This window comes from Streptomyces sp. NPDC050448 (assembly GCF_040655295.1).
Classification (GTDB): domain Bacteria; phylum Actinomycetota; class Actinomycetes; order Streptomycetales; family Streptomycetaceae; genus Streptomyces.
Genome location: NZ_JBFAJR010000044.1, coordinates 35,575 through 62,009, shown reverse-complemented (window position 1 = coordinate 62,009; position 26,435 = coordinate 35,575). Strand labels below are relative to the sequence as shown.

Sequence of the window (26,435 nt, the reverse complement as noted above, 5' to 3'; positions counted from 1 at the left end):
AGCGACATCGCGAAGCGACGCGACGAAGGAGCGCCCTTGACGGCCCGGACCGACACGGAAGGACAGTGGACTGACGGGACGCCCCCGGACACTCCACCGACCCCGGCCGACCGAAACCCCGCCCCCGGAGGTCCCGGCCGGCCCTTCCGACGCGGAGCCCGCGAACCCCCGCCCCCGAACTCCCGGCCGGCCCTTCCGACGCGGAGCACACCAGCCGCCCGCCCCCGAAGCCCCGGCCCACCCCTTCCGGCGCCGAATGCCCAGCCCCCGCCCCTCGGCCTCCCGGCCCACCCCTTCCGGCGCCGAGCGCACGCCCTCCCGACCCCTGGCCCCCCGCCCCTCCCGACCCGCCCCTCCGGCAACGGTCGGCAGGACCGCAACCGCCACCGCCGCCACCGCCGCCCCCGCCCCGTCCGAATGCGCGACATGCCCCGCAGGGTTCGGCAGACTGCCCGCATGGGCCTTCTCTGCGCCGCCTGCGCATCCCTCGTCGTCTGGATCTGGCTCACGCTCGCCCAGGGCATGTTCTGGCGGACCGACGTCCGGCTCCCGCCGCGCAGCGCCCCCGCCCGCTGGCCGTCCGTCGCCATCGTGGTCCCGGCCCGGGACGAGGCCGAGGTGCTGCCCTGCAGCCTGCCTTCGCTCATCGCCCAGGACTATCCCGGCGAAGCCGAGGTCATCCTGGTCGACGACGGCAGTACCGACGGCACCGGCGCCCTCGCCCTGCGGCTGGCCCGGGAGCATCCCGGGCTGCCCCTGACCGTCGTTTCCCCCGGCGAGCCGGAACCCGGCTGGACCGGGAAGCTGTGGGCGCTGCGGCACGGCATCGCGCTCGCCCGGAGTGCCCATGCCACCGAGCCCGAGTACCTCCTCCTCACCGACGCCGACATCGCGCACGAGCCCGACAGCCTCCGCGAGCTGGTCGCGGCCGCGACCTCCGCCGAGCTCGACCTCGTCTCGCAGATGGCCCGCCTCCGTGTCGTCAGCCTCTGGGAGCGGCTCGTCGTACCGGCCTTCGTGTACTTCTTCGCCCAGCTCTACCCCTTCCGCCGGATCAACCGCCCGACCGGCCGGACCGCCGCCGCGGCCGGCGGCTGCGTGCTGCTGCGCACCGAGGCCGCCGTACGGGCCGGGGTGCCGGAGTCGATCCGGCAGGCCGTCATCGACGACGTCTCCCTCGCCCGTGCCGTCCGGCGCTCGGGCGGCCGGATCTGGCTGGGGCTCGCGGAGCGGGTGGACAGCGTGCGCCCGTACCCCGCGCTCGCGGACCTGTGGCGGATGATCTCGCGCAGCGCCTACGCGCAATTGCGCCACCAGCCGCTGCTGCTGGCCGGGACGGTGGCCGGGCTCGTGCTCGTCTACCTCGTCCCCCCGGTCGCCCTCCTCGCGGGGCCGGCGACCGGGCATGCCGTCACCGCGTGGGCCGGCGGGCTCGCCTGGCTGCTGATGGCCGGCACCTATCTGCCGATGCTGCGCTACTACCGCCAGCCCGCCGTGCTGGCTCCGCTGCTTCCGCTCACGGCGCTCCTGTACCTCCTGATGACCGTCGACTCGGCCGCTCAGCACTACCGGGGACGCGGCGCGGCGTGGAAGGGCCGTACCTATGCCCGCCCGAGTGATGCCTGAAACGGCGAGCTACCGTCCGAACCGATGTCATCCCAGGTCACCGTGTTGTGACGCTGCGTCAGCGGCAAGTCGGTGCAACACCCAACCGGTGAGTACGAGTAGGAACAAGCCGGGGCGGAAGTGGCGAAACGTGCACGTGAACGTGAAGTGAAGGGTGAGGCTCTGACCTGCGAATATGCAGGTCAGCGCGGCGTTCGTCACACCTCGCTATGGACCCGGTGAAGTCGTGGGCTTAACTTAGGTCCCATGACCTCCCCCCGCTCCACTTATGGCGGCGGTTACTACTCCGCGCCCTCCTTCCCGGACACCCCCATCTACGACTCCCTCGTCGCCGAACGCGGCACTCCGCAGATCGCCCCGATCCGCGTTCCGGCCGCGTACGACTCCCCGAGCGCCGGCTATTCGAGCGGTGGGTACCTCCCGGCCCTCGCCTCGTCGATGCCGGCGCTGCCCCCGGCCATGCCGCAGCAGCAGCAAGCCCCGGCGTACGGGTACCCGTACCAGCAGCAGGCGGCGCCGGCTCCGATGCCCCTGCAGAACGCGCCCGCTCCGTACATCCCGCAGCAGCAGCCGGCCGTGGCCCGCGCGGGCTACATGCAGCAGGCGCAGCCGCAGCAGGCGCGTCCGATGGCCACGGGCACCGGGTACGAGGCGATGCGTCCGGCCGCACCGCGCCCGATGCAGGTTCCGGCTCCGGTTCCGGCCGCCTCGTACGAGGACCCGTACGGCCGCCCGTACCAGGGGCGCGGCTACTGACGGGCCCACTGGGGCTCACTAGGGCGGGCGTGGGAGCTCCTGGCAGGATGCTCCCATGTCGAACTTGTATGTCCAGGCACTCCATGTCCATCCCGTCAAGTCGGTAGCGGGGACAGCTCCCGACGAGGTGGCCGTGGAGCCCTGGGGTCTGTCCGGGGACCGCCGGTGGGCACTGGTCGACACCGAGGGCACGGTCATCACCCAACGCCAGCAGCCCCGGCTGGCCTTGGCCGCGGCGCGTCCGCTGGGGGGCGGCGCCGTCACGCTGTCGGCGCCGGGCATGGCCGAGCTGGTCGTAGAGGTGCCGGAGCCGGGTCCGCTGGAGCCGGTGGTGCTGTTCGGCAAGAAGGTCGAGACCGTGATCGCGGCGAGCGCCGCGGCCGACTGGCTCAGCGCCTACCTGGGGGTGCCGGCGCGGCTGGTGCACATGGACGACCCTGCCGTGCGGCGGCCCGTGGACCCGGAGTACGCACTGCCGGGCGAGACGGTGAGCCTCGCCGACGGCTACCCGGTGCTGCTCACGACCCTGGCGTCGCTGGACGCGCTCAACTCGCTGATCGCGCAGGGGGACCATCCCGAGGAGGGTCCGCTGCCGATGAGCCGATTCCGCCCGAGTGTGGTGGTCGCCGGCGCCGAGGCGTGGGCGGAGGACCGCTGGCGGCGCATCGCGATCGGCGACGCCGTCTTCCGCGGGGTCCGGGAGTGCGGTCGGTGCATCGTCACGACCACCGACCAGGCGACGGCGGAGCGGGGCAAGGAGCCGCTCAAGACCCTGGCCCGGCACCGGCGGATCGGCAAGTCGCTGGCCTTCGGGCGGCAGCTGGTTCCGGTGCGGGTGGGCACCGTGCGGGTGGGCGACGAGGTCCGCGTCCTGGAGTGAGGCGGCGGACCGGGCCGTGCGAGTCCCCTCGGAATGACACCTTCGAGGGGCTCTGGGGGGAACGCTGGAACCAAGCACCATGAGTCGGCCGTTGGTGCATTCGACAGGTGTGGCGGGATGGTGCGGAAGCTCGGCCTCGGGTTCCGGGACTTCATGCACCGGATCGGGTGACACGACTGCCGCGCGTCCCGGAATGCGCGTTGCCGGGGCATGCGGGAGGCTTGGACCGCAGGCAGACGGAGACTGGCACAAGTTGGGGGAGCCGGACCGTGTGGACAGCAATGGGTGTGTGGCGTTGGCGGCGCAATCCGCTGCGCCGTCCGACCGATCTCTTCGAGGCGTGGGTGGCGTTCGCCGCGTTGGTGTGCGTCCTGCTGGTGGCTCCGGCCGTCGGCACGGTCGCGGGCCTGGAGGTGGACGGCACGCTGCAGCGTGCCGCGCGCGAACAGCGGCAGGAGCGGTACCTCGTCCCGGCGGTGGTGGTCCGGCCGGCCGCGGAGCCGCCCCCGGAGGCGGGCGCCGATCCGTCGGCGCAGCGTCAGAGCCCGCAGCGCACGCAGATCGTGGCATCGTGGACGGCGCCCGACGGCAGCAGCCACGAGGGCACGGTGCCGGCCGCGGAGGAACCGCCGCAGGCCGGCGAGCGGTTCCGGATATGGACCGATACGCAGGGCCGGCTCGTGGGGCGTCCCCTCGGCACGTTTTCGGCGAGTGCCCACGCGGCGGTGGTGGGCCTGGCCGCCGCTTTCGGAGCGGCAGCGCTGGTGGAGACGGTCCGCCGGCTCGTCGTACGAAGGCTCATGCATCGGCGGTACGTGCGCCTGGACCGCGCGTGGGCGGCGACGGGACCGGACTGGGGCCGGGCAGGAGCGGGCAGCTGACCTGGCATCCCACCGGCTCCACGCGCGCTACGGTGGGGCGGTCGGAGTCGGTCGCCGCCATCGCGGTGGGCGGCAGCGGTGGTTTCAGTCGCTTCGACAGCGCGAGTACGAGGGCGGGGGCACGACAGCACCATGGCACAGGGCACGGTCCAGGTGACGCACAGCGGGCCTTCGCGGTGGCGGCGCCGCTCCGGTGAGTATCCGACGCTGGCCGCCGCGCTCGCCGTCGCGGGCGACGGGGATGTGCTGTCCATCGCCCCCGGCACCTACCGGGAGAACCTGGTGCTGCACCATGCCGTGACCCTGCGCGGGCCGGAGGGCTCGGTGGGTTCGGTGCGGATCGCCCCGCTCGACGGGGTCGCGCTGACGGTGCGCGCCTCGGCCGTGGTCCAGGACCTGCATCTGGAAGGGCAGGACCGGGCGGCGCCCGCGCTGCTCGTCGAGGATGGCTCCCCCGAGCTCACCGATCTGCGGGTGAGCACCCGGTCGGCGGCGGGCATCGAGGTGCGCGGCGGGGCCCGGCCCCTGGTGCGGCGGTGCACGGTGGAGAATCCGACGGGCGTGGGGATCGCCGTACTGGACGGTGGCGGCGGGGTGTTCGAGGAGTGCGAGGTGGTGGCCGCCGGGCAGGCCGGGGTCTCCGTCCGGGGCGGCGGGCATCCGCGTCTGGAGCGCTGCCGGATCCACCACGCGTCGGGCGCGGGCATCGCGCTCACCGGCGAGGGTTCGGGCCTGGAGGCGCTGGGCTGCGAGGTGTACGAGATCAAGGGCACCGGTGTGCAGATCGCCGCGCGCGCGGCGGCCCGCCTCACCGACTGCGCGGTGCACCGCACCTCGGCGGACGGGGTCACCCTCGACACGGACGCGGTGCTCACCCTCACGGGCTGCGACATCCACGACATCCCGGAGAACGCGGTGGACCTGCGCTCCCGTTCGGTGCTCACGCTCAGCCGCACCACCGTCCGCAGGTTCGGCCGCAACGGCCTGTCGGTGTGGGATCCGGGGACCCGGGTGGATGCCGAGTCCTGCGAGATCCACGACAGCACGGGCGACTATCCGGCGGTGTGGATCAGCGACGGGGCCACCGCCTCGCTGAACTCCTGCCGGGTGCACGACGTGCCGGACGCGGTGTTCGTGCTGGACCGGGGCTCGCGTGCCGACGTCGTCGACAGCGATCTGTCCCAGGTGCGCAACACGGCCGTCTCGGTGAGCGACGGGGCGACCGCTCAGGTCGACGACTGCCGGATCCGGGAGGCGGCGACCGGGGCCTGGTTCCGCGACCACGGCAGCGGCGGCACCCTCGCCAACTGCACGATCGACGCGGTCCAGACGGGGGTGATCGTCACCAAGGGCGCCGATCCCGCACTGGAGCGGTGCACGGTCAGCTCCCCGTCCGAGGCGGGGTTCTACGTGTCGGCGGGCGGCCGCGGGAGCTTCCACTCCTGCCGGGTGACGGGCAGCTCCGGTTTCGGCTTCCACGTCATCGACGGCTGCCGCACGACTCTGACCCGCTGCCACACCGAGCGGTGCGCGCGCGGGGGGTACGAGTTCTCGGAGGACGGCCCGGTCGCCGAGGAGTGCACCAGCGACGAGTCCGGGTCGCGGCTCGCCGCCCAGTCGGTCGCGGCCGGGGCTCTCACCGGTGAGCGCGCGGGAATCCGTACGGTCAGCGCCGTCGAGAGCCCTGCGGTGCATGCGGCGCAGGTACCCGCTCCGCGCGCCGCGGACGAGGCGGACCGCGGGTCGGCGGCGCGTGCATCCGGCGAGGTGCTGGGCCAGCTGGACGCGCTGGTGGGCCTGGAGAGCGTCAAGCGCGAGGTGCGGGCGCTCACCGACATGATCGAGGTGGGCCGGCGGCGGCAGCAGGCGGGCCTCAAGGCCGCCTCGGTGCGCCGCCATCTGGTGTTCACCGGCTCCCCCGGTACCGGCAAGACGACGGTGGCCCGGCTCTACGGGGAGATCCTCGCCTCCCTCGGGGTCCTCGAGCGCGGCCACCTGGTCGAGGTCTCCCGCGTGGACCTGGTCGGCGAGCACATCGGCTCCACGGCGATCCGTACCCAGGAGGCCTTCGAGCGGGCGCGCGGCGGGGTCCTGTTCATCGACGAGGCGTACGCGCTGGCGCCGGAGGACTCGGGCCGGGACTTCGGGCGCGAGGCGATCGACACCCTCGTGAAGCTGATGGAGGACCACCGGGACGCGGTCGTGGTGATCGTCGCCGGGTACACGGCGGAGATGGACCGCTTCCTGACCGTCAATCCGGGTGTGGCCTCGCGGTTCTCCCGGACCATCACCTTCGGCGACTACGGGCCCGACGAGCTGCTGCGGATCGTGGAGCAGCAGGCGGAGGAGCACGAGTACCGGCTCGGCGAGGGCACCACCGCGGCGCTGCTGACGTACTTCACGGAGCTGCCGAAGGGCCCGGCGTTCGGCAACGGCCGCACGGCCCGGCAGACCTTCGAGTCGATGGTCGAGCGGCATGCGGGCCGGGTGGCGCAGCTGTCGGATCCGAACACGGACGAACTCACCCTGCTGTTCCCGGAGGATCTTCCGGCTCTGCCGGCGCTGCCGGCTCCTTGCTGACCCTCGGGGCCGGTACGGCGGGTGCGGCGGCGGGTGCGTCGCCGCGCCCGGTCGGCCCTGCCGGTGCGGCCGACCGGGCCCGGCGGGCAGGTCCCGCCAACCGGACCAGGAGGGCGTCGCGTTCGGCGGCGAAGGCGGGGTCGGCCTGGTAGTCGAAGTGGCCGAGGATCGGCGCGGGCAGCGGGTGGCGGGCGCTGCGCCCGTAGGCGAGCGGGTCGGCGAGCGGCCCCCGGTCCACGGAGTCGGCCGGGGCCATCGGAGCGGCTGAGCCTGCCGGGGCTGCCGGGGCTGCCGGGGCTGCCGGGGCTGCCGGGGCTGCCGGGGCTGCGGTATCACGGCCGTCCGTGAGGACCGGGCCGCCGATCGGGTCGGTGGCGCGCCAGAGGTTGCGCCAGCAGTCGACGTCCCCGTGCAGCGCGCCGAGCGGCCCCGGGCCGAAGTACGCCGGGAACCAGCGCCCGTAGAGCCGGCGGAGCGGGGAGCCGTACGTGAGCAGGGCGACCCGGCGGCGGACCTGGGGCGGCAGCTGCCAGACGGCGGCCGCCGCGAGGACGCTGCCCTGGGAGTGGCCGGAGATCACCAGGCGGCCGCCGGTGCGGCCGGTCCAGCCGGTCATCCGCCAGGTCAGGTCGGGGACGGCGCGCTCGGCGTAGCAGGGCGGCGCGAACGGGTGGGCGGCGCGCGGCCAGAAGGTGCCGACGTCCCACAGCACGCCGATGGTGCGGCGGGCGGCGGGGTCCCGGTAGGCGCGGCGGCCCCAGGTGACGAACAGCACGAAGCCGAGGCCGATCAGCCAGGACCCGGCGTCCTGCGCGGCGCGGGCGGCGGTCTCCAGCAGCGGGTGGGCGCCGCGGGCGGCCTCACCCGGGACCTGGCCGCTGAGCCAGGCTCCGGCGAGGGCGCCCGCGCCGAGCAGTAGGGTGATCCCGGCAACGGCGGCCACGAACCAGGGCGCGGAGTCGGTGAGCGCTGCGGCGGCCCGGGCCCCGGCGATCCGGCGGCTGCGGTCCTCGTCGGGCGGCTCCCCCGGGTACTCGGCGGCCACCCCGGCGGCGAGCCTGCGCCGGGCGCGGACTCCGCGCACCGCGAACCAGGCGGCGAGCAGGGCCAGTACGAGGAGCAGCGGCGGCAGCACGGCGGCCTGCCAGGACAGCAGCACGGGCGGCGCGGGCAGCGGAGCCCCGGCCGGTCCGAGGGCTCCTCCTCCGTCGAGCCAGTCGGCGACCCGCTGCGCGACGCCGCCGGACATGACCCCGCCGAGGGCGCAGCCGAGCATGGCGATGGCAGGGCCGCCGAGGCCGTACAGGGCGGTCGCCGGGTCGGGGGCCAGCCGGTACAGGTGGACGGCGACGGCGGCGAGGAGCAGGACGCAGCAGCCCTGTCCGAGCATGAGCACGCCGAAGGCGAAATCGCCGGGGAGCCGCCCGGTGGAGGTCCAGCCGGGGCGCGACCAGCCGGCGTACAGCAGGACGGCGGCGAGCAGTGCGAGCGCGGAGCCGGGCAGCAGGGTGACGGCGGCCCGGTCGAGGCGGTGGTCGGCGCGGTCCTCGGTGCGGCCGCGCCGGCAGACGACCCAGGCGACGGCGACGGCCCCGGCGGCGAGGAGCACCTCCACGGCCCAGCCGAGGGCCTCGAGCGCGGGGGCGCCGGCGCGGCGGTCGTAGCGGGCGGTGGGGGCGGCGACGGCGGCCGCGACGGTGAGCAGCCCGGCGGCGGTGTGGGCGGCGCGCAGCCGGGCCACGATGCGCCTCCCGTACCAGAATCCGGGCCGGCCGAGCGCGGGCGTACCGTCCCCGCCGGCTGCGGGGACGGCCGTGCCCGCGGGTGGCGGCTGGGACTCGTACGCGCTCCACGTGCGGTTCGACAGGAACCACAGCAGTCCGGTCAGCGCGGCCGGGACCAGCGCGCCGAGTGCGAGCCGCCGCCCTGGCTGGCCCCACCAGCCGCCGGGCTCGAGGAACCCGAGCCAGGAGCGGGGGGCGGTGCAGGCCTTGGTGCCCGCGCACTGCCAGGCGAGGAGGTCGAGTGCGACCTCGCAGGCGGCCGCGATCAGCAGCAGGGTGAGGGTGAGGGCAAGGACCCGTACGAGGACCCCGTACGTCCGCACCGCGCGCGGCGCCGGACCGGCGGCGGGCGCGGCCGGCCGGGCCCAGTGGGCGAGGTTGACCACCATGAACGGCAGGAGCAGCAGCCACAGGGCGCGGGCGCCGTTGCCGGAGGTGAGCCGGGACCAGCAGTAGGCCTCGACCACCGGCCGCCCGGCGTACCACTCGGGGTGGGCCTCGGCGTCGGCGTCCGCGGCGCGGCGGAACACGGCTGCGGTCGAGTCCCCGGTGATCCGGACGGTGCGCGGGTCGCCGAGCAGCTCGTCGGGGGATGCACCGTGGACTCCGTGCACGCGGAGTTCGAGGGCCAGGGGCCGTGGGGGTGTGAGGAGTTCGAGGGCCAGGGGATGCGGGGGCTTGGGGGTGTCCGGCACGGCGGCCTCCGCTCGCGGGGCGGGATCAGCGCAGATCCAGCATCCCGCGCACCGGGCCCCGCGCCTAGGCCCTGATCGGGCGATCTTCCGGGTCCGGGTCCGGGGTCGGGGTCGGGTCCGGGGTCGGGTCCGGGGTACGGGTCCGGGGTACGGGTCCAGGGCCAGGTCCGGGTCCAGGTCCGGGTCCGAGGTCGAGTCCGGGTCCGAGGTCGAGTCCAGGTCCGGGGTCGGGGTCGGGTCCAGGACCGGGTCCGGGCTCGCCGCCGACCGGGGCCGGGCTCTTCGGCCGCCGGGTGCGGATCCGACCCCGGCGGCGCCGCCGGCGTCGTATGCGCGGGCGTCATGGCAACAGCCGGTCGGTCAGCCGGCGCCGGCCGGCCGGGAATCGGGGCCGCAGCGGACATCTGACGGGCCGCCAGCTATGGTACGCGCACCACACGCGCACACACGTTCCGCTGCACACCCCCAGGAAGGACCGCCATGGCTCGCCGACTCCGCCCGGTGGGGCTGGACTTCATCGAGGACGCCCCGATCCGCCTGACCTTCGCCGCGCGGACGACGGCGGCGCCCGAGGCCGTGTACCGGGCCCTGGCCGAGGAAGTCGAGGGCTGGCCGCACTGGTTCGGGGCCGTGACACTGGCCCGGCCGACGCACGGGGGTGCGGGCCGGGAGGTCAGGCTGGTGGGCGGGGCCCGCTTCCAGGAGACGATCATGGCGGCGGATCCGGAGCGGCGCTACGCGTACCGGGTCGACGAGACCAACGTCCCCGGGGTCCGCGCCCTGTTGGAGGAGTGGCGGCTCGCCCCCGCCGAACCGGGCTCCGGCACCCTGGTCGGGTGGACCTTCGCCGCGGACGGCCCGGCGCCCTTCCGGCTCGCCCTCGCCGGTGCCCGCCCGGGCCTGGGCCGGGCGTTCCGATCGGCGGTCCGGGCGCTGGACGCCCGCCTGGGCGCCCGGCGCGCGGCGGACCAGTAGCCGGTACGAGGCCGGTTCAGCCGTCCGCGTCCGCCGCGTGTCCGGTCGGGCCGGTCCGGCCTGTGGTGCTCGAGTCGTGCTCGATGCCCACCGCGGCAGCCCCGGGGCTCCCCCGGGGCTGCCCATGGATCCGCCGTGACCAAAGTCCGCACGGCGGACCCGGCCGAGGCCGGCGAGGCCGGTCAGGCCGCGGGCTCGCGCCAGACGCCGGTCGCCAGCAGGGTCTCGATCGTCTCCGCGTACGGGGCGATGTCCAGGCCCTGCGAGGCCAGCCACTCGTCCGAGTAGTACTTGTCCAGGTAGCGGTCGCCCGGGTCGCACAGCAGCGTGACCACGCTGCCCCTGCGCCCCTCGGCCACCATCTCCGAGATGATTTTCAGCGCGCTCCACACGCCCGTGCCGGTCGAGCCGCCCGCCTTGCGCCCGATGGCCTGCTCCAGCGCACGGCACGCGGCGACGCTCGCCGCGTCCGGCACCTTCATCATCCGGTCGATGGCGCCCGGCACGAAGCTCGGCTCCATCCGCGGCCGGCCGATGCCCTCGATGCGCGAGCCGCAATCGCTGCTCGCGTGCGGGTCGTTGTTGGTCCAGCCGTCGAAGAAGCAGGAGTTCTCCGGGTCCGGGACGCATATGCGGGTGTCGTGCTGCATGTAGTGCACGTAGCGCGCGATGGTCGCCGACGTACCGCCGGTGCCGGCGGTCGCCACGATCCACGCGGGTTCGGGGTAACGCTCCAGGCGCAGCTGCTGGTACATCGATTCTGCAATGTTGTTGTTGCCGCGCCAGTCCGTCGCCCGCTCCGCGTACGTGAACTGGTCCATGTAGTGCCCGCCCGTTCGGGCGGCGAGCTCCGCCGACTCCTCGTACATCTTCATCGAGTCGTCCACGAAGTGGCATACGCCGCCGTGGAATTCGATGAGGCGGCACTTCTCCGGGCTGGTCGTGCGCGGCATGACGGCGACGAACGGAACGCCGATGAGCTTGGCGAAGTACGCCTCGGAGACGGCGGTCGAGCCGGACGAGGCCTCGATGACCGGGCGGCCGGGCCGGATCCAGCCGTTGCACAGCGCGTACAGGAAGAGCGAGCGCGCGAGGCGGTGCTTGAGCGAGCCCGTCGGGTGCGTGGACTCGTCCTTGAGGTAGAGGTCGATGCCCCATTCCTCGGGGAGCGGGAAGCGCAGCAGGTGGGTGTCCGCAGAACGGTTGGCATCGGCCTGGACCTTGCGGACGGCCTCCTTCAGCCAGGCGCGGTAGTCCGCGTCGCTACGGTCGACGTCGATGGTCGTAGCCGTCGTACCGGAGGTACGGGTGGTGCTCATGCGCCTTGCTCCTTCGTGCGATTCTTCGCCCCCTGCTTTCGCAATGTACCCCCCTCACCTGCACAAACGGTCACTTTGGGTATCTATGCGGATCACTTTCGATCGCGTTCGGTTGCACACACGGGCACCGTGGGTGACCCTGGTGGAGCATTACCGAGGGTGCAGCACCCGTAACACTCATGTCGGGGAGTCGCAGCCGTGATCAGTCATTCACGCAGGCACTGCGTAGTCGAACTGCAGGCCTTGCCGTCCCGGATCGGGCAGATCCGAAGGATCGTTTCGGCGCAATTGCGCCACTGGCAGCTCGATCCGCTCATAGACCGGGCTGCCCTCGGCGTGACGGAGCTGCTCAGCAACGTCCACCGCCATGCGCAGCCGGACAAGACGTGCACGGTCGAGATCGAGCTGCGGCTGGGGCGGCTCACGGTCTCGGTGTATGACAGCGATCCGCGGCTTCCCGTCCTGCGGGAGGCGGCCGCGGACGCCCTGGAGACCTGCGGGCGCGGGCTCGCGCTGGTCGCGGCGGTCAGCGAGGCCTGGGGCGCGCGGAACCAGGCCGACAGCCCCGGCAAGGTGGTGTGGTTCTCGCTCCGCGCCGCCCCCGCGACAACGGCGCAGCAGCATCCGATCGGCAACGGATCCACGCCCGTACGAGAGCCCGCGCCGACGGTGGCCGTCGCCGTGGACCCGGGCGCCGTCCCGACCGGCATATCGGTGGCGGCGTCGGTCGGCGCCGGGCCCGGGTGAGGGTTCCGCCGCCGCATCCCGCGACCCCGTGGCCTCGCTTCTCACCCCTCGCCCGCACCCTTCGCCCTCACCGGAGCCGTGCAGACCCGGCAGCATCAGGGGTCTGCGGGCCGGGGCGGGGACGGGGGACGGGGCGGCGCCACCCTCCGTCATCGTCATCGCCATCGACGGTGCGCTGTTCCGGGGCCGTCATCGGGGTCGGGGTCGACGCCGATGCTCCGCGCCCGGGGTTCGACGCGGTGCACCGGCGGCGCCGGCGGACCGGCGCCGCAGCCCACGTCGACGGCGCCCGCTAAGCCGCCGCCCCCAGGGCCCCCAGCGGGTCGTCCAGTACCGGCTGCCAGGCCAGTTCCGCCGCGCCGACCAGGCTGTTGTGGTCCAGGGTGCACGGCAGGATCGGTACTCCCCCGCTGCGCCCCCACAGGCTGCGGTCCGCGACCACCGCGCGCAGCCGCTCCGGGTCCGCGTGGAGCAGCTCCCGGTGCAGTCCGCCGAGGATGATCCGGTCCGGGTTCAGGATGTTCACCAGCCCCGCGAGGCCGAGGCCCAGCCGGTCGATGAGCTCTTCGGCGGCCGCCCGTACCGCCGGCTCCGCGTACTCCTCGCTCAGCAGGTCGCGGGCCTGCTGGAGCAGCGACACCTCCGGGCCCGGGGTGCGGCCCGCCGCGGTCAGGAAGGCCAGCGGGTCCGCCTCCACGTCCAGGCAGCCGCGGCCGCCGCAGTGGCAGGCCCGCCCCTCCGGGTTGACGGTGAGGTGGCCGACCTCCAGGGCCAGGCCGGAACTCCCGCTGTGCAGGCGGCCGTCCAGCACCAGCGCGCCGCCCACCCCGCGGTGGCCGGTGGCCACGCACAGCAGGTGCTGGGCGCTGCGTCCCGCGCCGTGCCGGTGCTCGGCGAGCGCGGCGAGATTGACGTCGTTCCCCGTCAGCGCCGGGCCGTCGATCCCGGCCGCCTTCACGCACTCCGCGAAGATGGCCCGTACGGGAGACCCGGCCGGCCAGGCCAGGTGCAGCGGGTTGAGCGCCGTACCGTCCGGCTCCGCGACCGCCGACGGGACGGCGAGGCCCGCACCGATGCAGCGGCGGCCGGTGTCGGCGAGCAGCGCCGCGCCCGCTTCGACGACCGCGCCCAGCACCTGGGCCGGGTCCGCGGACACGGTGACCTTGCCGGGGGCGGTGGCCACGATCCGGCCGCCGAGGCCGACCAGCGCGGCCCGGAACCCGTCGGGGTGCACCTGCGCGGCCAGCGCCACGGGGCCGTTCTCGTCGATGGAGAGCCGGTGCGAGGGGCGGCCCTGGGTGCCGCCCGCGCCGCCCGGGCGGGAGTCGACGCGGATCAGGCCGAGCGCCTCCAGCTCGGCGGCGACGGCCCCGGCGGTGGCACGGGTGACACCGAGCTCGGCCGTCAGGACGGCGCGGGTCGGGGCCCGGCCCGTGTGGACGAGCTCCAGCGCCGGGCCGAGGGCGCCTCGGCCCCGCTCCAGCTTGGTCCTCGTAGACGCCGACGACGCAGCAGAGGCTGCTGCGGACAGCGCGGACACCGTGGTCACATCCCCCAGCCGCGGCGGGGCCCCGTTGCCGTTCATGACAGCGATCCTCGCATGATCGGCGGTGTGCGCGGCGCCGCCGGTCAGTCGGGGGGCGTCCCCAGCCCGCCGACCCGGAGGGTGATGTTCAGCCGCCCGGTCAGCCCGAGACCGGGCGGGGCGGTGCCGGGCAGGACCTTCGGCACCCCGTGATAGGCCGGCCGGGCCGGGCCGCCGAAGACGAACAGATCGCCGCTGCGCAGCTGAACGTCCTGGTACGGCCGGCCGCGGGAGGTGGCGTTGCCGAAGCGGAAGACGCACGTGTCGCCGAGGCTGAGGGAGACCACAGGTGCCCCGGACTTCTCCTCGGCGTCACGGTGCATGCCCATGCGGGAGTCGCCGTCGTAGAAGTTGATCAGTGCGATGTCGTACGCCTCACCAGCCCCAGCCCCAGCCCCAGCCCCGGTCCCGATCCCGGCCCCGGCCCCGACGGGCGCCGGCCGGCCGTACGCGGCGGTCACCGCCTCGCGCCCCAGCTCCGCGAGCCAGTCTGGCATCGGCTTGACCGGAGCGCCGTCGCCGTCCACGGCGGTGCGGGCGTACCCGTACGGATACCAGTGCAGTCCGAGGCACACCTGGCGGGCGGTCATGGTGCCGCCGCCGGGTGTCCGGACGGTGCGCAGTCCTGCGGGCGGGCGCGCCCAGGCCCGGCAGGCCTCGAGCAGCTCCCGCTGGCGCTCGGGCGCGAGCCAGTCGGGCACGTGCACGGCGCCGGGGGCGATCTCGGTCCGCTCGCGCGGGAAGAGTTCCCCGTCCATGGCTCCATTGTCACCGCTCGGTGCGACACTGCCCGCATGAAGATCACGGAGTATGTGGAGACCCTTGCGCGGGAAGGCGAGTTGCTCGCCGACACGGCCGAACGGGCGGGTACGGACGCCCCGGTGCCCACCTGCCCGGGATGGCGGGTCGCCGATCTGCTGCGGCACACGGGTGCGGTGCACCGGTGGGCCGCCGGGTACGTCAGGGACGCGGTCGTGGAACCGGGCCCGTTCCCGGACGCCCCTGAGCTGGCCGGCTCCGAGCTGCTGGCCTGGTACCGGGAGGGGCACGCGGACCTGGTCCGGACGCTGTCCGAGGCTCCGGCCGATGTGCAGTGCTGGACCTTCCTGCCGACGGCCGCGCCGTCGCCGCTGGCGTTCTGGGCGCGCCGGCAGGCGCACGAGACGGCCGTGCACCGGATGGACGCGGAGGCGGCACTGGGCGTGGCCTACGCACCGCTGTCCCCGGAGTTCGCCGAGGACGGGGTGGACGAACTGCTGACCGGCTTCCACGCGAGGCCGCGCAGCCGGATGCGGACCGAGGAGCCACGGGTGCTGCGGATCCGCGCCGCGGACACGGCCGCGGTGTGGACCGTACACCTGTCGGCGGAGCCGCCCCGTACGGTGTCGGGCGACACGGGCGACCCGGCGGACTGCGAGGTGACCGGCGAGGCGTCGTGGCTGTACGCGGCGCTGTGGAACCGGCTCCCGCTGATGGGCCCCGAGGTGACCGGAGACGAGTCGCTGGCGCGGCAGTGGACGGAGGCGGCCGGCATCGGCTGACGGCATCGGTGACGTGATCGGTCGGCCGGAGCCGGGCGCGGGTGGTCGAGGCAGCGGGCCCGAGGCGCTCTTGTGACAGTGCGGTACGTACTGTGACACTGCGCGCATGGGACGACGTACGCAGGCGGAGCGCGACGCGATCACGATTGAGATCGGCTACGCGTTCGTCAGCGCGTGCTTCGCGGCCGCCCTGGTGTTCGGGGCGGTGTACGGTCCCGCCCTCGTCTTCGACGTGTCCCCCACGGCCGATGCCGTCCTGACCCTGGCGGGCGGGGTGCTGGCCGCGGCGGTGTTCCTGTTCCGGGTCACCCACGTCCTGTGGCGCTTCGCCCGCCGCCCGGAGAACGGCGGGCGCTGAGCGATTTCCCCCGGATCATGCCTGGCCGGGCGCAACCCTGACGGTCGTCGGGGCACGGGCCGCCGTTCGGCCGGGGTCCCCGGCCGACGGGATTCCTACCGTCGGCGCCACGCACACGGGGCCGACGAGCCGTGATGGCAGCCGCATCGGCTGCCACCACGCCCAGTGTTGCCCCCCCCCCGCCGCCACCCCCACGACTGCCGCAGCGCCGCCCTGGCCGGTGCCCGGCAGCGGGCTCCGGGCCCACGCCCAGGCCGGGGGCCGGGGGCCGGCCGGGGGCTGGAGCGGGCCGGGCCGGGGGCCAGAGCCCGCCGCCGGACGCCGGCCCAAGCCCAGGCCCAGACGCAGGCCCAGCCCCGAATCCGAGCGCAAGCGCTGGGCCGCGGCCGGACGTCGGCCCAGACGCACAGCCATACCCGAACCCGAGCACGGGGCCGCGGCCCGGAGCCGGACGCCGGCCCAAACCCAGGCCCAGGCCCAGGCCCAGGCCCAGGCTCGAGCGCAAGCGCGGGGCCGCGGCCGGACGCCGCCCCAGACCCACAACCAGCCCCGAACTCGAGCGCAAGCACGGGGCCTCAGCCCCGAGCCGGAGCCAGACGCCGGCCAAGGCCCAGACGTAGACACGGGCCCAGCCGCCTCAGCCCCGAGCCGGAGCCAGACGCCGGCCAAGGCCCAGACGTAGACACGGGCCCAGCCCCAAACTCGGGCGCGGGGCCGGGGCTGCAGACCGCAGGCCCGGCTGCCTCGGCCGGCACGGGCCCGTCACCGCCCCGTCGTCACGTGCGCCTCCGTACGGCCCTCCGCGCGCCGGACCACGACGGCCGCCCGTTGGGCCGGGGGGGTGTTTGGTGACGTTCGACGACCGGCGGCCCCTCCCCGGCCGTCGTATCGCCATCCGTCCGGAGCCGTACGTAGAGCCCGGCCCCGGTCGCACGGGCCACCAGGTCCCCGAGTTCCGCACGCCGCCCGGCTCCTCGCGCAGGACGCGGCGGGCGGCCCGGTGCCGGATCAGCCCAGGGTGGCGGCGTACGCAGTCTGGCTGCGGTACTTCCAACTCGGCGACTCGCCCCACGGGTTGGGCATGACTGCGCCGGTCGCGTACGCGTAGCCCGCGCCGCGGTCGAACGCCGTACGCAGGGTGGCGCGCATGGCGGCGGCGTCCGGGACCGCGTGGACGAGGTGCCAGAACGCGGTGCCGGTCGGGTCGAGTTCCGTGCCGGCGCGGTAGCCGCCCGACTCGCCGAAGACGTTGCCGCCGAGCCAGCCACCTCCCGTGTACGCGGCGTACGTGTCCTCGTAGGTGACGAAGACGTCCGCGGTGCGGTGGCCCGGTTCCAGGTAGCAGTCGGCAATGGCGGTGCCGGGGTTGTCGACCACCAGGTCGGCGGCGGTGGGGTCCGCGGCGTTCATGGTGTCCTGCACGTAGTCGCGCAACTGTGCGTAGTGGTCGCGGGTGGCGTTGCCGGGGCCGCAGTCGCGGCTGACGACGTCGAAGAAGATGCCGTCCACGTGCAGGCGGCCGTCGCGGGTCTTGAGGTAGTTGTCGACGGAGGCCTTGACGGCGGCGGTGTCGCGGTCGCCGTGGTCGGTGTGGACGTAGCCGAGGACCTTGGTCTTCTCGCCGGTGGCGGTGGTTCCGGCCCGCAGCGCGTCTGCGCGGGCCTGCCAGTGCGCATCGAAGGGGGCGTCGCCGTTGCCGGGGTTGAGGACGACCACGGAGGCGGCGGGTGTGGTGGCGATGAGGTCGCCGATCATGGGGGCGTCGGCCCGTGCGTACGCGGGGACGGCTGTCTCCAGGCCCCGCACTCCGGATATCCGGGGTCTCGGGGCGGGGGCTGCGTCCTCGGCCGCGGTGCCGGCCGAGGCGGTCACGGCGGGCGCCGGGGCGGCCAGTAAGGAGGTGATCAGGACGGCGTACAGGGCCTTCACGGCACGGGCCATGGCTGTTCTCCGGCAAGCGGCGGGGGGCGGGGGCAGGAGCACGACCCGACGAACAGTAGACGGGCGCCCGTTCGGTGAAAGCCGAAGCACTCGCATTGACGTGAGGAACAGACAAGCGACCTGTCACCTCATCATGTGAGCCGCGGTCATACGGTGGGCAGCCCGACCCCGTGGGCCAGTTGGCCCGCGGCGTGCGCGAAGAAGGTGTCGCGGTCCTCGACGACCCGGTTGAACTGGCCGAACAGCTCGAAGGAGACGAGGCCGACCAACTGCGCCCAGGCCGCGACCAGGGCCGCGGTGACCTCGGGGGGCAGGCCTTCGGCGAAGTCCGCGGTCATCCGGACGGCTTCGGGGCGCAGGGCGTCGGGCAGCGGCGGGAGGGCGAGGCCCCGGCCGGCGTGGGCGGCGCGGACGATGCCGATGAGGGTGTTGCCGACGCGCGAGGCGGGGCCGACGGTGTCCACGGGGGCGCTGTAGCCGGGGACCGGGGAGCCGTGGATGAGGGAGTATTCGTGCGGGTGGTCCAGCGCCCAGGTCCGGACGGCCTCGCAGACGGCGATCCAGCGCTCGCGGGGCGGGGCGCCGGCGGCGAGGGTGCGGGCGTCGGCCTGCTCGGCGGCGGCGCCGACGCTGTCATAGGCGTCGACGATGAGCGCGGTGAGGAGCTCGTCGCGGCTGGGGAAGTAGCGGTACAGGGCTGAGGAGACCATGCCGAGCTCGCGTGCCACGGCGCGCAGTGAGAGCTTGGCGGCGCCCTCGGCCGCGAGCATGCGGCGCGCCTCGTCCTTGATGGCGGCGGTGACCTCGATACGGGCCCGCTCCCGGGCCCCGCGCACGGTACTCATACGAGCAGTGTGCCACGAAGGGAGAGCGGTGCCCAAAAATGGAATCGCCGATACATTCAGAGAGCACCGCTCTTGCTTTGGTGCAGCGATCCGTGCACACTGGTCTCAAGCGAGAGCACCGCTCTCCCAATAGCCCCGGAGGCAGTCATGAGCGCGCCCACCCCGTACTACGTCTCGGCCAGCCCGCTCGCCACCCGCTTCAACTCCCTCTTCGGGAAGCTGGCCCGGCTCGGCATCAGCCTGGCCGGCACCGCCGAGCTGTCGGTACGCGGCCGCACGTCCGGCCAGATGCAGCGGATCCCGGTCAATCCGCACACCTACGAGGGCGAGCAGTACCTGGTGTCGGCGCGCGGCCACTCCCAGTGGGTCCGCAACATGCGGGTGGCGGGCGGCGGCGAGCTGCGCGTGGGCCGCAAGGTGCGCACCTTCACGGTCACCGAGCTCACCGACCCGGTGCAGAAGGCCGCCGTACTGCGCGCCTACCTGGTGAAGTGGGGCTGGGAGGTCAACCGGTTCTTCCAGGGCGTGACCGCGGACTCCTCCGACGCGGAGATCCAGGCGGCGGCCGGCGACCACCCGGTCTTCCGGATCACGGTGTCGAACTGACGGGCAGGGCGCATCCCGCGCCGCCCGACAGCCCGTACCAAAGCAGCGGTGGTCTTGCCCGCACATCCGGGCAAGACCACCACCATCGTCGGTACGCGGGCCCCGGAAAAAGCCCCACCGGCCCCGCTCCCGGGTCTGGGCCTGGCCCCGGCCTCTGCGCCCGCCCTGGGCCTTCTCCCTCTCCTGGCCCTGGCTCCGGCCCTGGCTCCGGCCCCGGCTCCGGCCCTGGCCCCGGCCCTACTCCGGTCCCTGCGCCCGGTTCCGCGCCTGCCTGGCGTCCAGGGCGTGCAGCGCCTTGCGGGCCATCGGGTGCGTCCGCACCAGGTCGGGCAGCGTCGTCGCACCCCGGGTGATGCGGGCGAAGGCCCGCCACGCCGGGCGGAAGCCGGTGATCGCCGCGTGCATCAGCCCCGGCCGGGCCGCGAAGGCCGTCAGCATGCTCTTGCCGATGCCCATCTCCACGCCCAGTCCGGCCTTGACCGCGAACGCGTAGTTGAGCGCCTGGCGGCGCGCGTCCACCGCATCCTGCGCCTCGGAGATCTTCACGGCCCACTCCCCGGCCAGCCGGCCCGAGCGCAGCGCGAACGAGATGCCCTCCCGGGTCCACGGTTCCAGCAGTCCGGCCGCGTCGCCCGCGACCAGGACCCGGCCGCGCGAGAGCGGCGAATCGGGCTTGCGGCAGCGGGTCAGGTGCCCGGAGGAGACCGCGGGTTCGAAGCCGGCGAGTCCGAGACGGGCGATGAAGTCCTCCAGGTACCGCTTGGTCGCGGCGCCGTCGCCCTTCGCCGAGATGACCCCGACGGTGAGGGTGTCTCCCTTGGGGAAGACCCAGCCGTAACTGCCGGGCAGCGGGCCCCAGTCGATGAGAACGCGCCCCTTCCAGTCCTCCGCGACCGTCTCCGGAACCGGGATTTCCGCCTCCAGGCCGAGGTCCACCTGGTCCATCTCGACCCCGACGTGCGCGCCGATCCGGCTCGCGCTGCCGTCCGCGCCGACCACCGCGCGCGCCAGGACGGTCTCCCCGTCGGCGAGCACCACGGCGACCGTGCGCCGGTCGGGCACCGCCGCCCCGTGCTGCTCGACCCGCGCGACGGCCGTACCCGTACGGACGGCGGCTCCGGCCTTCTCGGCCTCGGCGACCAGCGCGGCGTCGAACTCCGGCCGGTTGACGAGCCCGAACAGCATCTGCCGGGAACGGCGGGTCCGGGTCAGCTTCCCGTTCAGCGAGAAGGTGACCGCATGGACGCGGTCCTTGAACGGCAGGACGAAGCCGGGCGGGAGGGCATCGCGCGACGGGCCGATGATCCCGCCGCCGCAGGTTTTGTACCGGGGCAGCTCGGCCTTCTCCAGCAGCAGTACGCGCCGCCCGGCCGTCGCCGCCGCGAATGCGGCCGAGGCGCCGGCCGGTCCGGCCCCGACCACGACCACGTCCCACACCTCACCGGTGCCCCCGGCCACCCCGTCCCCCGCCCCCTGAGCGGCCTGCCGTGCTGCTGAGTCGGGTCCCCCGACGGTGCTGTCGTCGCTGCTCACGATGTGTTGCTGCTCCTGATCATGCGGTTGCTCCGATGCATGGAAATCCTACGGCGCGAGTCCGCCCCGTCCTGCTGTGCGAGGATCGGGACTGTCTTTCGCCGTACCCCGTATACGCCCACGACGCGGATGCGGGCGGCTTACACGTACACAACGTCGCACCCAAGAGGAGCGTGCCCATGTCCCAGAATCCGATCGCCGAGACCATCGCCTCGCTGATGCCCCGCGCCAAGCAGGAGCTGAGCGAGCTGGTGGCCTTCCAGTCGGTGGCGGACTGGGCGCAGTTCCCCCGGAGCGAGAGCGAGGGCGCGGCGAACTGGGTGGCCGACGCGCTGCGCGCCGAGGGCTTCCAGGACGTGGCCCTCCTCGACACCCCGGACGGCACCCAGTCGGTGTACGGCTTCCTGCCCGGTCCGGAGGGTGCGCCGACCGTTCTGCTGTACGCGCACTACGACGTGCAGCCGCCGCTGGACGACGCCGCCTGGATATCCCCCGCCTTCGAGCTGACCGAGCGCGACGGCCGCTGGTACGGGCGCGGCGCCGCGGACTGCAAGGGCGGGTTCATCATGCACCTGCTGGCGCTGCGCGCGCTGAAGGCCAACGGCGGCGTGCCGGTGGGCGTGAAGGTGATCGTCGAGGGCTCGGAGGAGCAGGGCACCGGCGGTCTGCAGCAGTACGCCGAGGCGCACCCGGAGCTGCTGACCGCCGACACGATCGTCATCGGCGACGCGGGCAACTTCCGGCTCGGCCTGCCGACGGTGACGGCCACGCTGCGCGGGATGACCCTGATCAAGGTGAAGATCAACACTCTCGGCGGCAACCTGCACTCCGGCATGTTCGGCGGTGTCGCCCCCGATGCGCTGGCCGCACTGATCCGGCTGCTGGACTCGCTGCGCACGGCGGACGGTTCGACCACGGTGGACGGCCTGGCCTCGGACGCGGTGTGGGAGGGCCTGCAGTACCCGGAGGCGGACTTCCGCGCCGACGCGAAGGTGCTGGACGGGGTCGAGCTGATCGGCGAGGGCACGATCGCGGACCGGCTGTGGGCCCGCCCGGCCGTCACCGTGCTCGGCATCGACTGCCCGCCGGTGGTCGGCGCCACCCCGTCGGTGCACGCGAGCGCCGGCGCGCTGATCAGCCTGCGCGTGCCGCCGGGCGTGGACACGGCCGAGGCCATCAAGCTGCTGGAGGCGCACCTGGTGGCGCACACCCCGTGGCAGGCGCACCTCGAACTCGAGGTCGTGGGCCAGGGCCAGCCCTTCCAGGCGGACACGAGCAGCCCGGCGTACGCGTCGATGGCCGCGGCCATGGAGGTGGCGTACCCGGGCCAGGAGATGCAGATCGCGGGCATGGGCGGCTCGATCCCGCTGTGCAACACGCTGACGTCGCTCTACCCCGAGGCGGAGATGCTGCTGATCGGGCTGAGCGAGCCGCAGGCCCAGATCCACGCGGTGAACGAGAGCGTCTCGCCGCAGGAGCTGGAGCGCCTTTCGGTCGCGGAGGCCCTGTTCCTCGTCAACTACGCGGAGTCCAAGCGCGGCTGACCTGCGCTACGGGCGAACTCCGCTCCCGGTGAAAAACAGGCCGGGGGCGGAGTCTGCGTACGTACGTTCGGGGCATGGATCTCATAGAAGTGCTCCCCCAGCGGCTCCACATGCTCCGCTTCCCGATCGGCCAGGCGTACCTGTGGCGCGACGGCGAGGCCCTGACCCTGATCGACTCCGGCCACGCCGGATCCGCGGCCGTGATCGAGGAGGCCGTCCGCTCCCTCGGGCTGAGCCCGGAGCGGCTGGAGCGGATCGTCCTGACCCACTGCCACCGCGACCACATCGGCGCCGCGGACGAACTCGCCGGCCGCTGGGGCGCGGAGGTCGTGGCGCACCGGCTGGAGGCCCCGGTGATCCGGGGCGAGCTCCCGGTGCCGGAGCCCGTCCTGCTCGACTGGGAACTCCCGCTGTACGAGCACGGCCTGACGGTCCCCGAGGCGCCGCCGACGCGGGTCGACCGCGAGGTCGGGGACGGCGAGGTGCTCCCGTTCGGCGACGGCGCGGTGGTGGTCCACGCCCCGGGCCACACGCCGGGCAGCATCGGCATCCACCTGCCGCGCCACGGCGTGCTGTTCGCGGGCGACTGCATCGCGGGGGTGGGCCAGGTGATGCTCGGCGTCTTCAACGTGGACCGCGACGAGGCCCGGGCCTCCTTCCGCCGCCTGGCGGCGCTGTCCCCGTCGGTGGCCTGCTTCGGCCACGGCGACCCCCTGACCACGGACACGGCGGCCGTCCTCCGCACGGCCGCGACGGCGGAGCCGTCCCTCCCATAACCACTGCGCGGCGGAACGTGGCCGCCGCGCGGGGCTTCCTCCCGCCGCGGCCTTCTCCGCTTCCCGGGCTCCGCACTGACCTTCCCGAAGCCACCGGCCGGGATGTACCCCCGTGCCCCGATCGCCGGCGGGGCTGCCCTGACAGGGGGGACCAAGCGGCCGGCGCGTTTCCGGCCCCGCCGGCGTTCGAGACGCCGGAGGTCCCCCGGACGGGGGTCCTCCCCGCGGTGGCCGGGACCGGTGGGCCCCGGCGGCAACCGGGCAGCGGGGGCCGGCAGCGGGGGCCGGACAGCAGCGCCGCTGCCCGCGGCCGGCCCGCCCCGGACGGCTACGGTGTGGGTCGGCCCGCCTCCAGGTACAGCGGGCGTCCCCGCTCCCGCGCCCGCAGCGCCCAGCGCAACCGCTCGTACCGCACGGCGGGCAGCAACTGCGCCGCCTCCTCCTCCGTCACGAACCGCCACGCCCTCAGCTCCGGCCCCGGCAGCCGGAGCCCGGCCGCGGCGGCAGCCGAGAGGCGCCCCCCGTCGAACAACAGCCGCAGCCCCCCGTACGCCGGGGGCATCGGCGGCTCCCAGTCCACGACCAGCAGCCCCGGTACCGCCTCCAGCGTCAGGCCCAGTTCCTCCGCGACCTCCCGCACCCCCGCACACCCCGGCGCCTCGCCCGCCTCCACGACCCCGCCCGGGAACTCCCAACCCGGCTTGTACGTCGGATCGACCAGCAGTACCCGGTCCTCGTCGTCGAACAGCAGAACCCCCGCCGCCACCGTCTCCCGCGTCGGCTCCGGCGTCTGCACGATGTCGCAGACCCGGGCCGCATCCGTGCGCACGGCTTCGGCGATCCGCTCCGCCGTCTCCCGTACGCTCAGGCCGCCGTTGTCGATGACGTGCGCGTCCGCCGCGAGCCAGCCGCCCAGCGCCTGCTGGTACGCGGGGATGTGGTCGTACGCCCACTGCCGCACCCGTACGTCCACGTCCTGCGGGTCCCCCGGCTCCTCCCGCGTCGCGATCCGCTCACGGAGAATCGTTTCCGCCGGGGCGAGCAGCACATGCCGCACCGGGATCCGACGCGCCGCGAGCCCGCCGAAGATCTCGTCCCGGTACTCCTGCCGCAGCAGCGTCATCGGCACCACCAGCACCCCGCCCAGCTCCGCGAGCATCGCGGCGGCCGTGTCCACTACCAGGCGCCGCCAGCTCGGCAGGTCCTGGTAGTCGGAAACCTCCGCAAGGCGTTTGCGCGGCAGCAGTTGGCGTAGTGAGTCGCCGACGAGCTCCGGGTCGTACAGGGTGCTGTCCGGCAGGATCCCGGTCAGTTCGCGGGCCGTGCTGGTCTTCCCGGCGCCGAATGTGCCGTTGATCCAGACAATCACGTCTACCCCTCTCCCCATGGCTCGTCCGGAGCCCCCAGTGGCTTGCCCGCATCACCCTGCCACGGAAACCCGCTCCTCGGCCCAGTGCTTATCCTCAAGGTCAGAGCCGTGCCCCGCCGCCTCAGGAGGTTTCCGTCCCGTGCCGCAGACCCGCCGTCCGTCCGGCCCCCGTTACGGCAACCGGCCGACCATGAAGGACGTGGCGGCGCGGGCCGGCGTGGGTCTGAAGACGGTGTCGCGGGTGGTCAACGGCGAGGCGGGGGTCACCCCGGACACCGAGAGGCGGGTCCAGCAGGCCATCGAGGCGCTGGGTTTCCGCCGCAACGACAGTGCCCGCGTGCTCCGCAAGGGCCGTACCGCCACCGTGGGCCTGGTCCTGGAAGACCTCGCGGACCCCTTCTACGGCCCGCTGAACCGGGCCGTGGAGGAGGTGGCCCGGGCCCACGGGGCGCTGCTCGTCAACGGCTCCAGCGCCGAGGACCCGGACCGCGAGCGGGAGTTGGCGCTGGCACTGTGCGCGCGCCGGGTGGACGGGCTGGTCGTGATCCCGGCCGGGGACGACCACCGCTACCTGGAGCCGGAGATGCGGGCGGGTGTGGCGACGGTGTTCGTGGACCGCCCGGCGGGCCGGATCGACGCGGACGTGGTGCTGTCGGACAGCTTCGGCGGCGCCCGCGCCGGTGTGGCGCACCTGATCGGGGGCGGTCACCGCCGGATCGGTTTCATCGGGGACCATCCGCGCATCCACACGGCGACGGAACGCCTGCGGGGCTACCGCGCGGCGATGGCGGACGCGGGCCTGCCGGTGGCGCAGTCCTGGGTGGCCCTCGGCTCCACGTCCCCGGACCGCGTCGGGGAGGCGGCCCGGGCGATGCTGGCGGGCCCGGACCCCGTCACCGCGGTCTTCGCCGGGAACAACCGCGTGACGGTGACGGTGGTACGGGTGCTGGCCGGGCATCCGGCGCCGGTGGCCCTGGTCGGCTTCGACGACTTCGAACTGGCCGACCTGCTGCGCCCCGGGGTGACGGTGGTCGCCCAGGACGCGGCGGCCCTGGGCCGGGTGGCCACGGACCGCCTGTTCCAGCGCCTCGCGGGCGCCGCCCTCCCCCCGGCCCGCATCGAACTCCCGACCCGCCTGATCCCCCGCGGCTCGGGCGAACTCCCCCCGGCCGCCTGAAGCTCACCGGATCACCCCCCGCAGCACGGTCACGGCCCCGCCGGCGGCGGCGAGCACGGCGAGGGCGGCGGGTGTGCCGCCGAGGCAACTCAGCCCGCCGACGGTGAACCCGATGAGAAGGGCGCCGATGAGCACGACGGCGGTGTGCAGTGACAGGAACGGCGGCTCGCTGTCCGGATCGGTGTCCGGCGGCATGTTGGTCATGCCTCCGATTGCACCGCCGCCCGAGCCACCGGCACGCACGGACGGATCAAGCCCGACCGTACGGGTTCGGCGCCGAACGCTCGTGAGCACCAAGGGTGTTCGGCCACGGCAGGTGCCGACGGCACCGTACGGTTCCTCGACCCGGCCGACGCCGACCGGCCCTGCGGCGATCCGCTGACCGCGCACCGCAACGAGGCGGTCGGGATCGCCTTCGCGCCCGCCGGGTGCGTCATCGCGACATCCGGGGCGGACGGCGCCGTCCTCCTGTGGAACGTCGGCACGGGAGAGCGGGTCGGCGCGCCGCTCGTCGGCCACACGGCCACGGTGTGGTCGGTGGCCTTCTCGCCGGACGGCGGCAAGCCGGCCACCGCGGGCGCCGATGCCACCGTGCGGTTGTACGACCCCGAGAGCGGCCTCCGGATCGGGGAACCGCTGACCGGCCACGCCCCACCGGTGTACGACGTGGCCTTCTCGCCGGACGGCACGCTGCCGGCCTCGGTGGGCGAGGACGGCATGACGCTGCTGCGGGACGCGGAGAGCGGACAGCCCGTAGGCAGTCCGCTGGCCGGTCACGACGGGTCCGTCAACAGCCTGGCCTTCTCTCCCGACGGGAGCCTGCTCGTCACCGCGGGCCGGGACGGGGCCCTGAACCGGTGGCTCGTCGGTCCGCTGTGAACACCGCACGGCCCGGCGGGTGCGCGTCGGCCGGGCCG

At 74.3% G+C, this 26,435-nt stretch carries 23 protein-coding genes; 14 read left to right on the top strand and 9 right to left on the bottom strand.

What is annotated here, in order from left to right:
- The first annotated feature begins 456 nt into the window (after positions 1–456).
- From AB0I68_RS34235 to AB0I68_RS34215, 5 genes are all read left to right on the top strand, one after another.
- The gene (locus AB0I68_RS34235; RefSeq protein ID WP_363181291.1) at positions 457–1,626 is read left to right on the top strand and encodes a glycosyltransferase; all 1,170 of its coding nucleotides are present in this window, start codon (positions 457–459) and stop codon (positions 1,624–1,626) included.
- Between the two features lie 246 nt (positions 1,627–1,872).
- Positions 1,873–2,382 carry a DUF6643 family protein gene (locus tag AB0I68_RS34230; protein ID WP_363181289.1) on the top strand — a complete coding sequence of 170 codons (510 nt, stop codon included), beginning with the start codon at positions 1,873–1,875 and terminating at the stop codon, positions 2,380–2,382.
- A 55-nt stretch (positions 2,383–2,437) separates the two neighbouring features.
- The gene (locus AB0I68_RS34225; RefSeq protein ID WP_363181287.1) at positions 2,438–3,262 is read left to right on the top strand and encodes an MOSC N-terminal beta barrel domain-containing protein; all 825 of its coding nucleotides are present in this window, start codon (positions 2,438–2,440) and stop codon (positions 3,260–3,262) included.
- Positions 3,263–3,531: 269 nt separating this feature from the next.
- Positions 3,532–4,143, top strand: coding sequence for a hypothetical protein (locus AB0I68_RS34220; protein WP_363181285.1), 612 nt, complete (start codon positions 3,532–3,534; stop codon positions 4,141–4,143).
- A 132-nt stretch (positions 4,144–4,275) separates the two neighbouring features.
- The gene (locus AB0I68_RS34215; protein ID WP_363181284.1) at positions 4,276–6,723 is read left to right on the top strand and encodes a right-handed parallel beta-helix repeat-containing protein; all 2,448 of its coding nucleotides are present in this window, start codon (positions 4,276–4,278) and stop codon (positions 6,721–6,723) included.
- On the opposite strand, the gene AB0I68_RS34210 is transcribed toward AB0I68_RS34215, so the two are convergent.
- Positions 6,665–9,172: a hypothetical protein gene (locus AB0I68_RS34210; protein WP_363181297.1), complete on the bottom strand. Its 2,508-nt coding sequence runs from the start codon at positions 9,170–9,172 to the stop codon at positions 6,665–6,667. The genes AB0I68_RS34215 and AB0I68_RS34210 overlap by 59 nt on opposite strands.
- A 510-nt stretch (positions 9,173–9,682) precedes the next feature.
- On the opposite strand from AB0I68_RS34210, the gene AB0I68_RS34205 reads away from it, so the two are divergent.
- Positions 9,683–10,177 carry an SRPBCC family protein gene (locus AB0I68_RS34205; protein ID WP_363181283.1) on the top strand — a complete coding sequence of 165 codons (495 nt, stop codon included), beginning with the start codon at positions 9,683–9,685 and terminating at the stop codon, positions 10,175–10,177.
- Between the two features lie 182 nt (positions 10,178–10,359).
- On the opposite strand, the gene AB0I68_RS34200 is transcribed toward AB0I68_RS34205, so the two are convergent.
- Entirely contained in the window at positions 10,360–11,496 is a 1,137-nt protein-coding gene (locus tag AB0I68_RS34200) for a PLP-dependent cysteine synthase family protein (protein ID WP_363181282.1), read from the bottom strand.
- 198 nt (positions 11,497–11,694) lie between these two features.
- Here AB0I68_RS34200 and AB0I68_RS34195 point away from each other — a divergent pair, with 198 nt between their 5' ends.
- Positions 11,695–12,243 (top strand): ATP-binding protein, encoded by a 549-nt coding sequence (locus AB0I68_RS34195; protein WP_363181281.1) that lies wholly within the window; start codon positions 11,695–11,697, stop codon positions 12,241–12,243.
- A gap of 292 nt (positions 12,244–12,535) precedes the next feature.
- Here AB0I68_RS34195 and AB0I68_RS34190 read toward each other — a convergent pair whose 3' ends face one another.
- Both AB0I68_RS34190 and AB0I68_RS34185 read right to left on the bottom strand, forming a co-directional pair.
- Positions 12,536–13,828, bottom strand: a complete 1,293-nt coding sequence (locus AB0I68_RS34190) for an ROK family protein (protein ID WP_363181280.1) — start codon at positions 13,826–13,828, stop codon at positions 12,536–12,538.
- A gap of 44 nt (positions 13,829–13,872) precedes the next feature.
- Entirely contained in the window at positions 13,873–14,586 is a 714-nt protein-coding gene (locus AB0I68_RS34185; protein WP_363181279.1) for an alpha-ketoglutarate-dependent dioxygenase AlkB, read from the bottom strand.
- A 36-nt stretch (positions 14,587–14,622) separates the two neighbouring features.
- On the opposite strand from AB0I68_RS34185, the gene AB0I68_RS34180 reads away from it, so the two are divergent.
- Complete coding sequence (locus AB0I68_RS34180; RefSeq protein ID WP_363181278.1) at positions 14,623–15,369, top strand: maleylpyruvate isomerase family mycothiol-dependent enzyme; 747 nt, start codon at positions 14,623–14,625, stop codon at positions 15,367–15,369.
- A 106-nt stretch (positions 15,370–15,475) separates the two neighbouring features.
- Positions 15,476–15,727 carry a DUF6332 family protein gene (locus tag AB0I68_RS34175; protein WP_363181277.1) on the top strand — a complete coding sequence of 84 codons (252 nt, stop codon included), beginning with the start codon at positions 15,476–15,478 and terminating at the stop codon, positions 15,725–15,727.
- A 1,008-nt stretch (positions 15,728–16,735) separates the two neighbouring features.
- Here the strand turns inward: AB0I68_RS34175 and AB0I68_RS34170 are convergent.
- Positions 16,736–17,668, bottom strand: a complete 933-nt coding sequence (locus AB0I68_RS34170; RefSeq protein WP_363181276.1) for a spherulation-specific family 4 protein — start codon at positions 17,666–17,668, stop codon at positions 16,736–16,738.
- Positions 17,669–17,814: 146 nt separating this feature from the next.
- Positions 17,815–18,513 carry a TetR/AcrR family transcriptional regulator gene (locus AB0I68_RS34165; protein ID WP_363181275.1) on the bottom strand — a complete coding sequence of 233 codons (699 nt, stop codon included), beginning with the start codon at positions 18,511–18,513 and terminating at the stop codon, positions 17,815–17,817.
- Between the two features lie 147 nt (positions 18,514–18,660).
- On the opposite strand from AB0I68_RS34165, the gene AB0I68_RS34160 reads away from it, so the two are divergent.
- Positions 18,661–19,119 (top strand): nitroreductase/quinone reductase family protein, encoded by a 459-nt coding sequence (locus AB0I68_RS34160; RefSeq protein ID WP_363181274.1) that lies wholly within the window; start codon positions 18,661–18,663, stop codon positions 19,117–19,119.
- Positions 19,120–19,356: 237 nt separating this feature from the next.
- On the opposite strand, the gene AB0I68_RS34155 is transcribed toward AB0I68_RS34160, so the two are convergent.
- The gene (locus tag AB0I68_RS34155; RefSeq protein ID WP_363181296.1) at positions 19,357–20,556 is read right to left on the bottom strand and encodes a geranylgeranyl reductase family protein; all 1,200 of its coding nucleotides are present in this window, start codon (positions 20,554–20,556) and stop codon (positions 19,357–19,359) included.
- A gap of 275 nt (positions 20,557–20,831) precedes the next feature.
- Here AB0I68_RS34155 and AB0I68_RS34150 point away from each other — a divergent pair, with 275 nt between their 5' ends.
- Positions 20,832–22,196, top strand: a complete 1,365-nt coding sequence (locus AB0I68_RS34150) for a dipeptidase (protein WP_363181273.1) — start codon at positions 20,832–20,834, stop codon at positions 22,194–22,196.
- A 74-nt stretch (positions 22,197–22,270) separates the two neighbouring features.
- The gene (locus tag AB0I68_RS34145; protein ID WP_363181272.1) at positions 22,271–22,972 is read left to right on the top strand and encodes an MBL fold metallo-hydrolase; all 702 of its coding nucleotides are present in this window, start codon (positions 22,271–22,273) and stop codon (positions 22,970–22,972) included.
- 328 nt (positions 22,973–23,300) lie between these two features.
- Here AB0I68_RS34145 and AB0I68_RS34140 read toward each other — a convergent pair whose 3' ends face one another.
- Positions 23,301–24,359: an NUDIX domain-containing protein gene (locus AB0I68_RS34140; protein ID WP_363181271.1), complete on the bottom strand. Its 1,059-nt coding sequence runs from the start codon at positions 24,357–24,359 to the stop codon at positions 23,301–23,303.
- A 121-nt stretch (positions 24,360–24,480) separates the two neighbouring features.
- Between AB0I68_RS34140 and AB0I68_RS34135 the strand changes: the two genes are divergently transcribed.
- Positions 24,481–25,518 carry a LacI family DNA-binding transcriptional regulator gene (locus tag AB0I68_RS34135; protein WP_363181270.1) on the top strand — a complete coding sequence of 346 codons (1,038 nt, stop codon included), beginning with the start codon at positions 24,481–24,483 and terminating at the stop codon, positions 25,516–25,518.
- Positions 25,519–25,521: 3 nt separating this feature from the next.
- Here AB0I68_RS34135 and AB0I68_RS34130 read toward each other — a convergent pair whose 3' ends face one another.
- Positions 25,522–26,037 carry a hypothetical protein gene (locus AB0I68_RS34130; protein ID WP_363181269.1) on the bottom strand — a complete coding sequence of 172 codons (516 nt, stop codon included), beginning with the start codon at positions 26,035–26,037 and terminating at the stop codon, positions 25,522–25,524.
- On the opposite strand from AB0I68_RS34130, the gene AB0I68_RS34125 reads away from it, so the two are divergent.
- A complete protein-coding gene (locus AB0I68_RS34125; RefSeq protein ID WP_363181295.1) occupies positions 25,927–26,397 on the top strand; it encodes a hypothetical protein in 471 nt (156 codons plus the stop codon). The genes AB0I68_RS34130 and AB0I68_RS34125 overlap by 111 nt on opposite strands.
- Positions 26,398–26,435 lie beyond the last annotated feature (38 nt).

What these genes read in the sequence shown, in the direction of transcription:
- AB0I68_RS34175 (WP_363181277.1), top strand. Translation starts at nt 15,476, where the DNA reads ATGGGACGACGTACGCAGGCGGAGCGCGACGCGATCACGATTGAGATC.
- AB0I68_RS34140 (WP_363181271.1), bottom strand. Translation starts at nt 24,359, where the DNA reads ATGGGGAGAGGGGTAGACGTGATTGTCTGGATCAACGGCACATTCGGC.
- AB0I68_RS34225 (WP_363181287.1), top strand. Translation starts at nt 2,438, where the DNA reads ATGTCGAACTTGTATGTCCAGGCACTCCATGTCCATCCCGTCAAGTCG.
- AB0I68_RS34150 (WP_363181273.1), top strand. Translation starts at nt 20,832, where the DNA reads ATGTCCCAGAATCCGATCGCCGAGACCATCGCCTCGCTGATGCCCCGC.
- AB0I68_RS34235 (WP_363181291.1), top strand. Translation starts at nt 457, where the DNA reads ATGGGCCTTCTCTGCGCCGCCTGCGCATCCCTCGTCGTCTGGATCTGG.
- AB0I68_RS34160 (WP_363181274.1), top strand. Translation starts at nt 18,661, where the DNA reads ATGAGCGCGCCCACCCCGTACTACGTCTCGGCCAGCCCGCTCGCCACC.
- AB0I68_RS34230 (WP_363181289.1), top strand. Translation starts at nt 1,873, where the DNA reads ATGACCTCCCCCCGCTCCACTTATGGCGGCGGTTACTACTCCGCGCCC.
- AB0I68_RS34205 (WP_363181283.1), top strand. Translation starts at nt 9,683, where the DNA reads ATGGCTCGCCGACTCCGCCCGGTGGGGCTGGACTTCATCGAGGACGCC.
- AB0I68_RS34200 (WP_363181282.1), bottom strand. Translation starts at nt 11,496, where the DNA reads ATGAGCACCACCCGTACCTCCGGTACGACGGCTACGACCATCGACGTC.
- AB0I68_RS34190 (WP_363181280.1), bottom strand. Translation starts at nt 13,828, where the DNA reads ATGAACGGCAACGGGGCCCCGCCGCGGCTGGGGGATGTGACCACGGTG.
- AB0I68_RS34170 (WP_363181276.1), bottom strand. Translation starts at nt 17,668, where the DNA reads ATGGCCCGTGCCGTGAAGGCCCTGTACGCCGTCCTGATCACCTCCTTA.
- AB0I68_RS34145 (WP_363181272.1), top strand. Translation starts at nt 22,271, where the DNA reads ATGGATCTCATAGAAGTGCTCCCCCAGCGGCTCCACATGCTCCGCTTC.
- AB0I68_RS34215 (WP_363181284.1), top strand. Translation starts at nt 4,276, where the DNA reads ATGGCACAGGGCACGGTCCAGGTGACGCACAGCGGGCCTTCGCGGTGG.
- AB0I68_RS34165 (WP_363181275.1), bottom strand. Translation starts at nt 18,513, where the DNA reads ATGAGTACCGTGCGCGGGGCCCGGGAGCGGGCCCGTATCGAGGTCACC.
- AB0I68_RS34180 (WP_363181278.1), top strand. Translation starts at nt 14,623, where the DNA reads ATGAAGATCACGGAGTATGTGGAGACCCTTGCGCGGGAAGGCGAGTTG.
- AB0I68_RS34185 (WP_363181279.1), bottom strand. Translation starts at nt 14,586, where the DNA reads ATGGACGGGGAACTCTTCCCGCGCGAGCGGACCGAGATCGCCCCCGGC.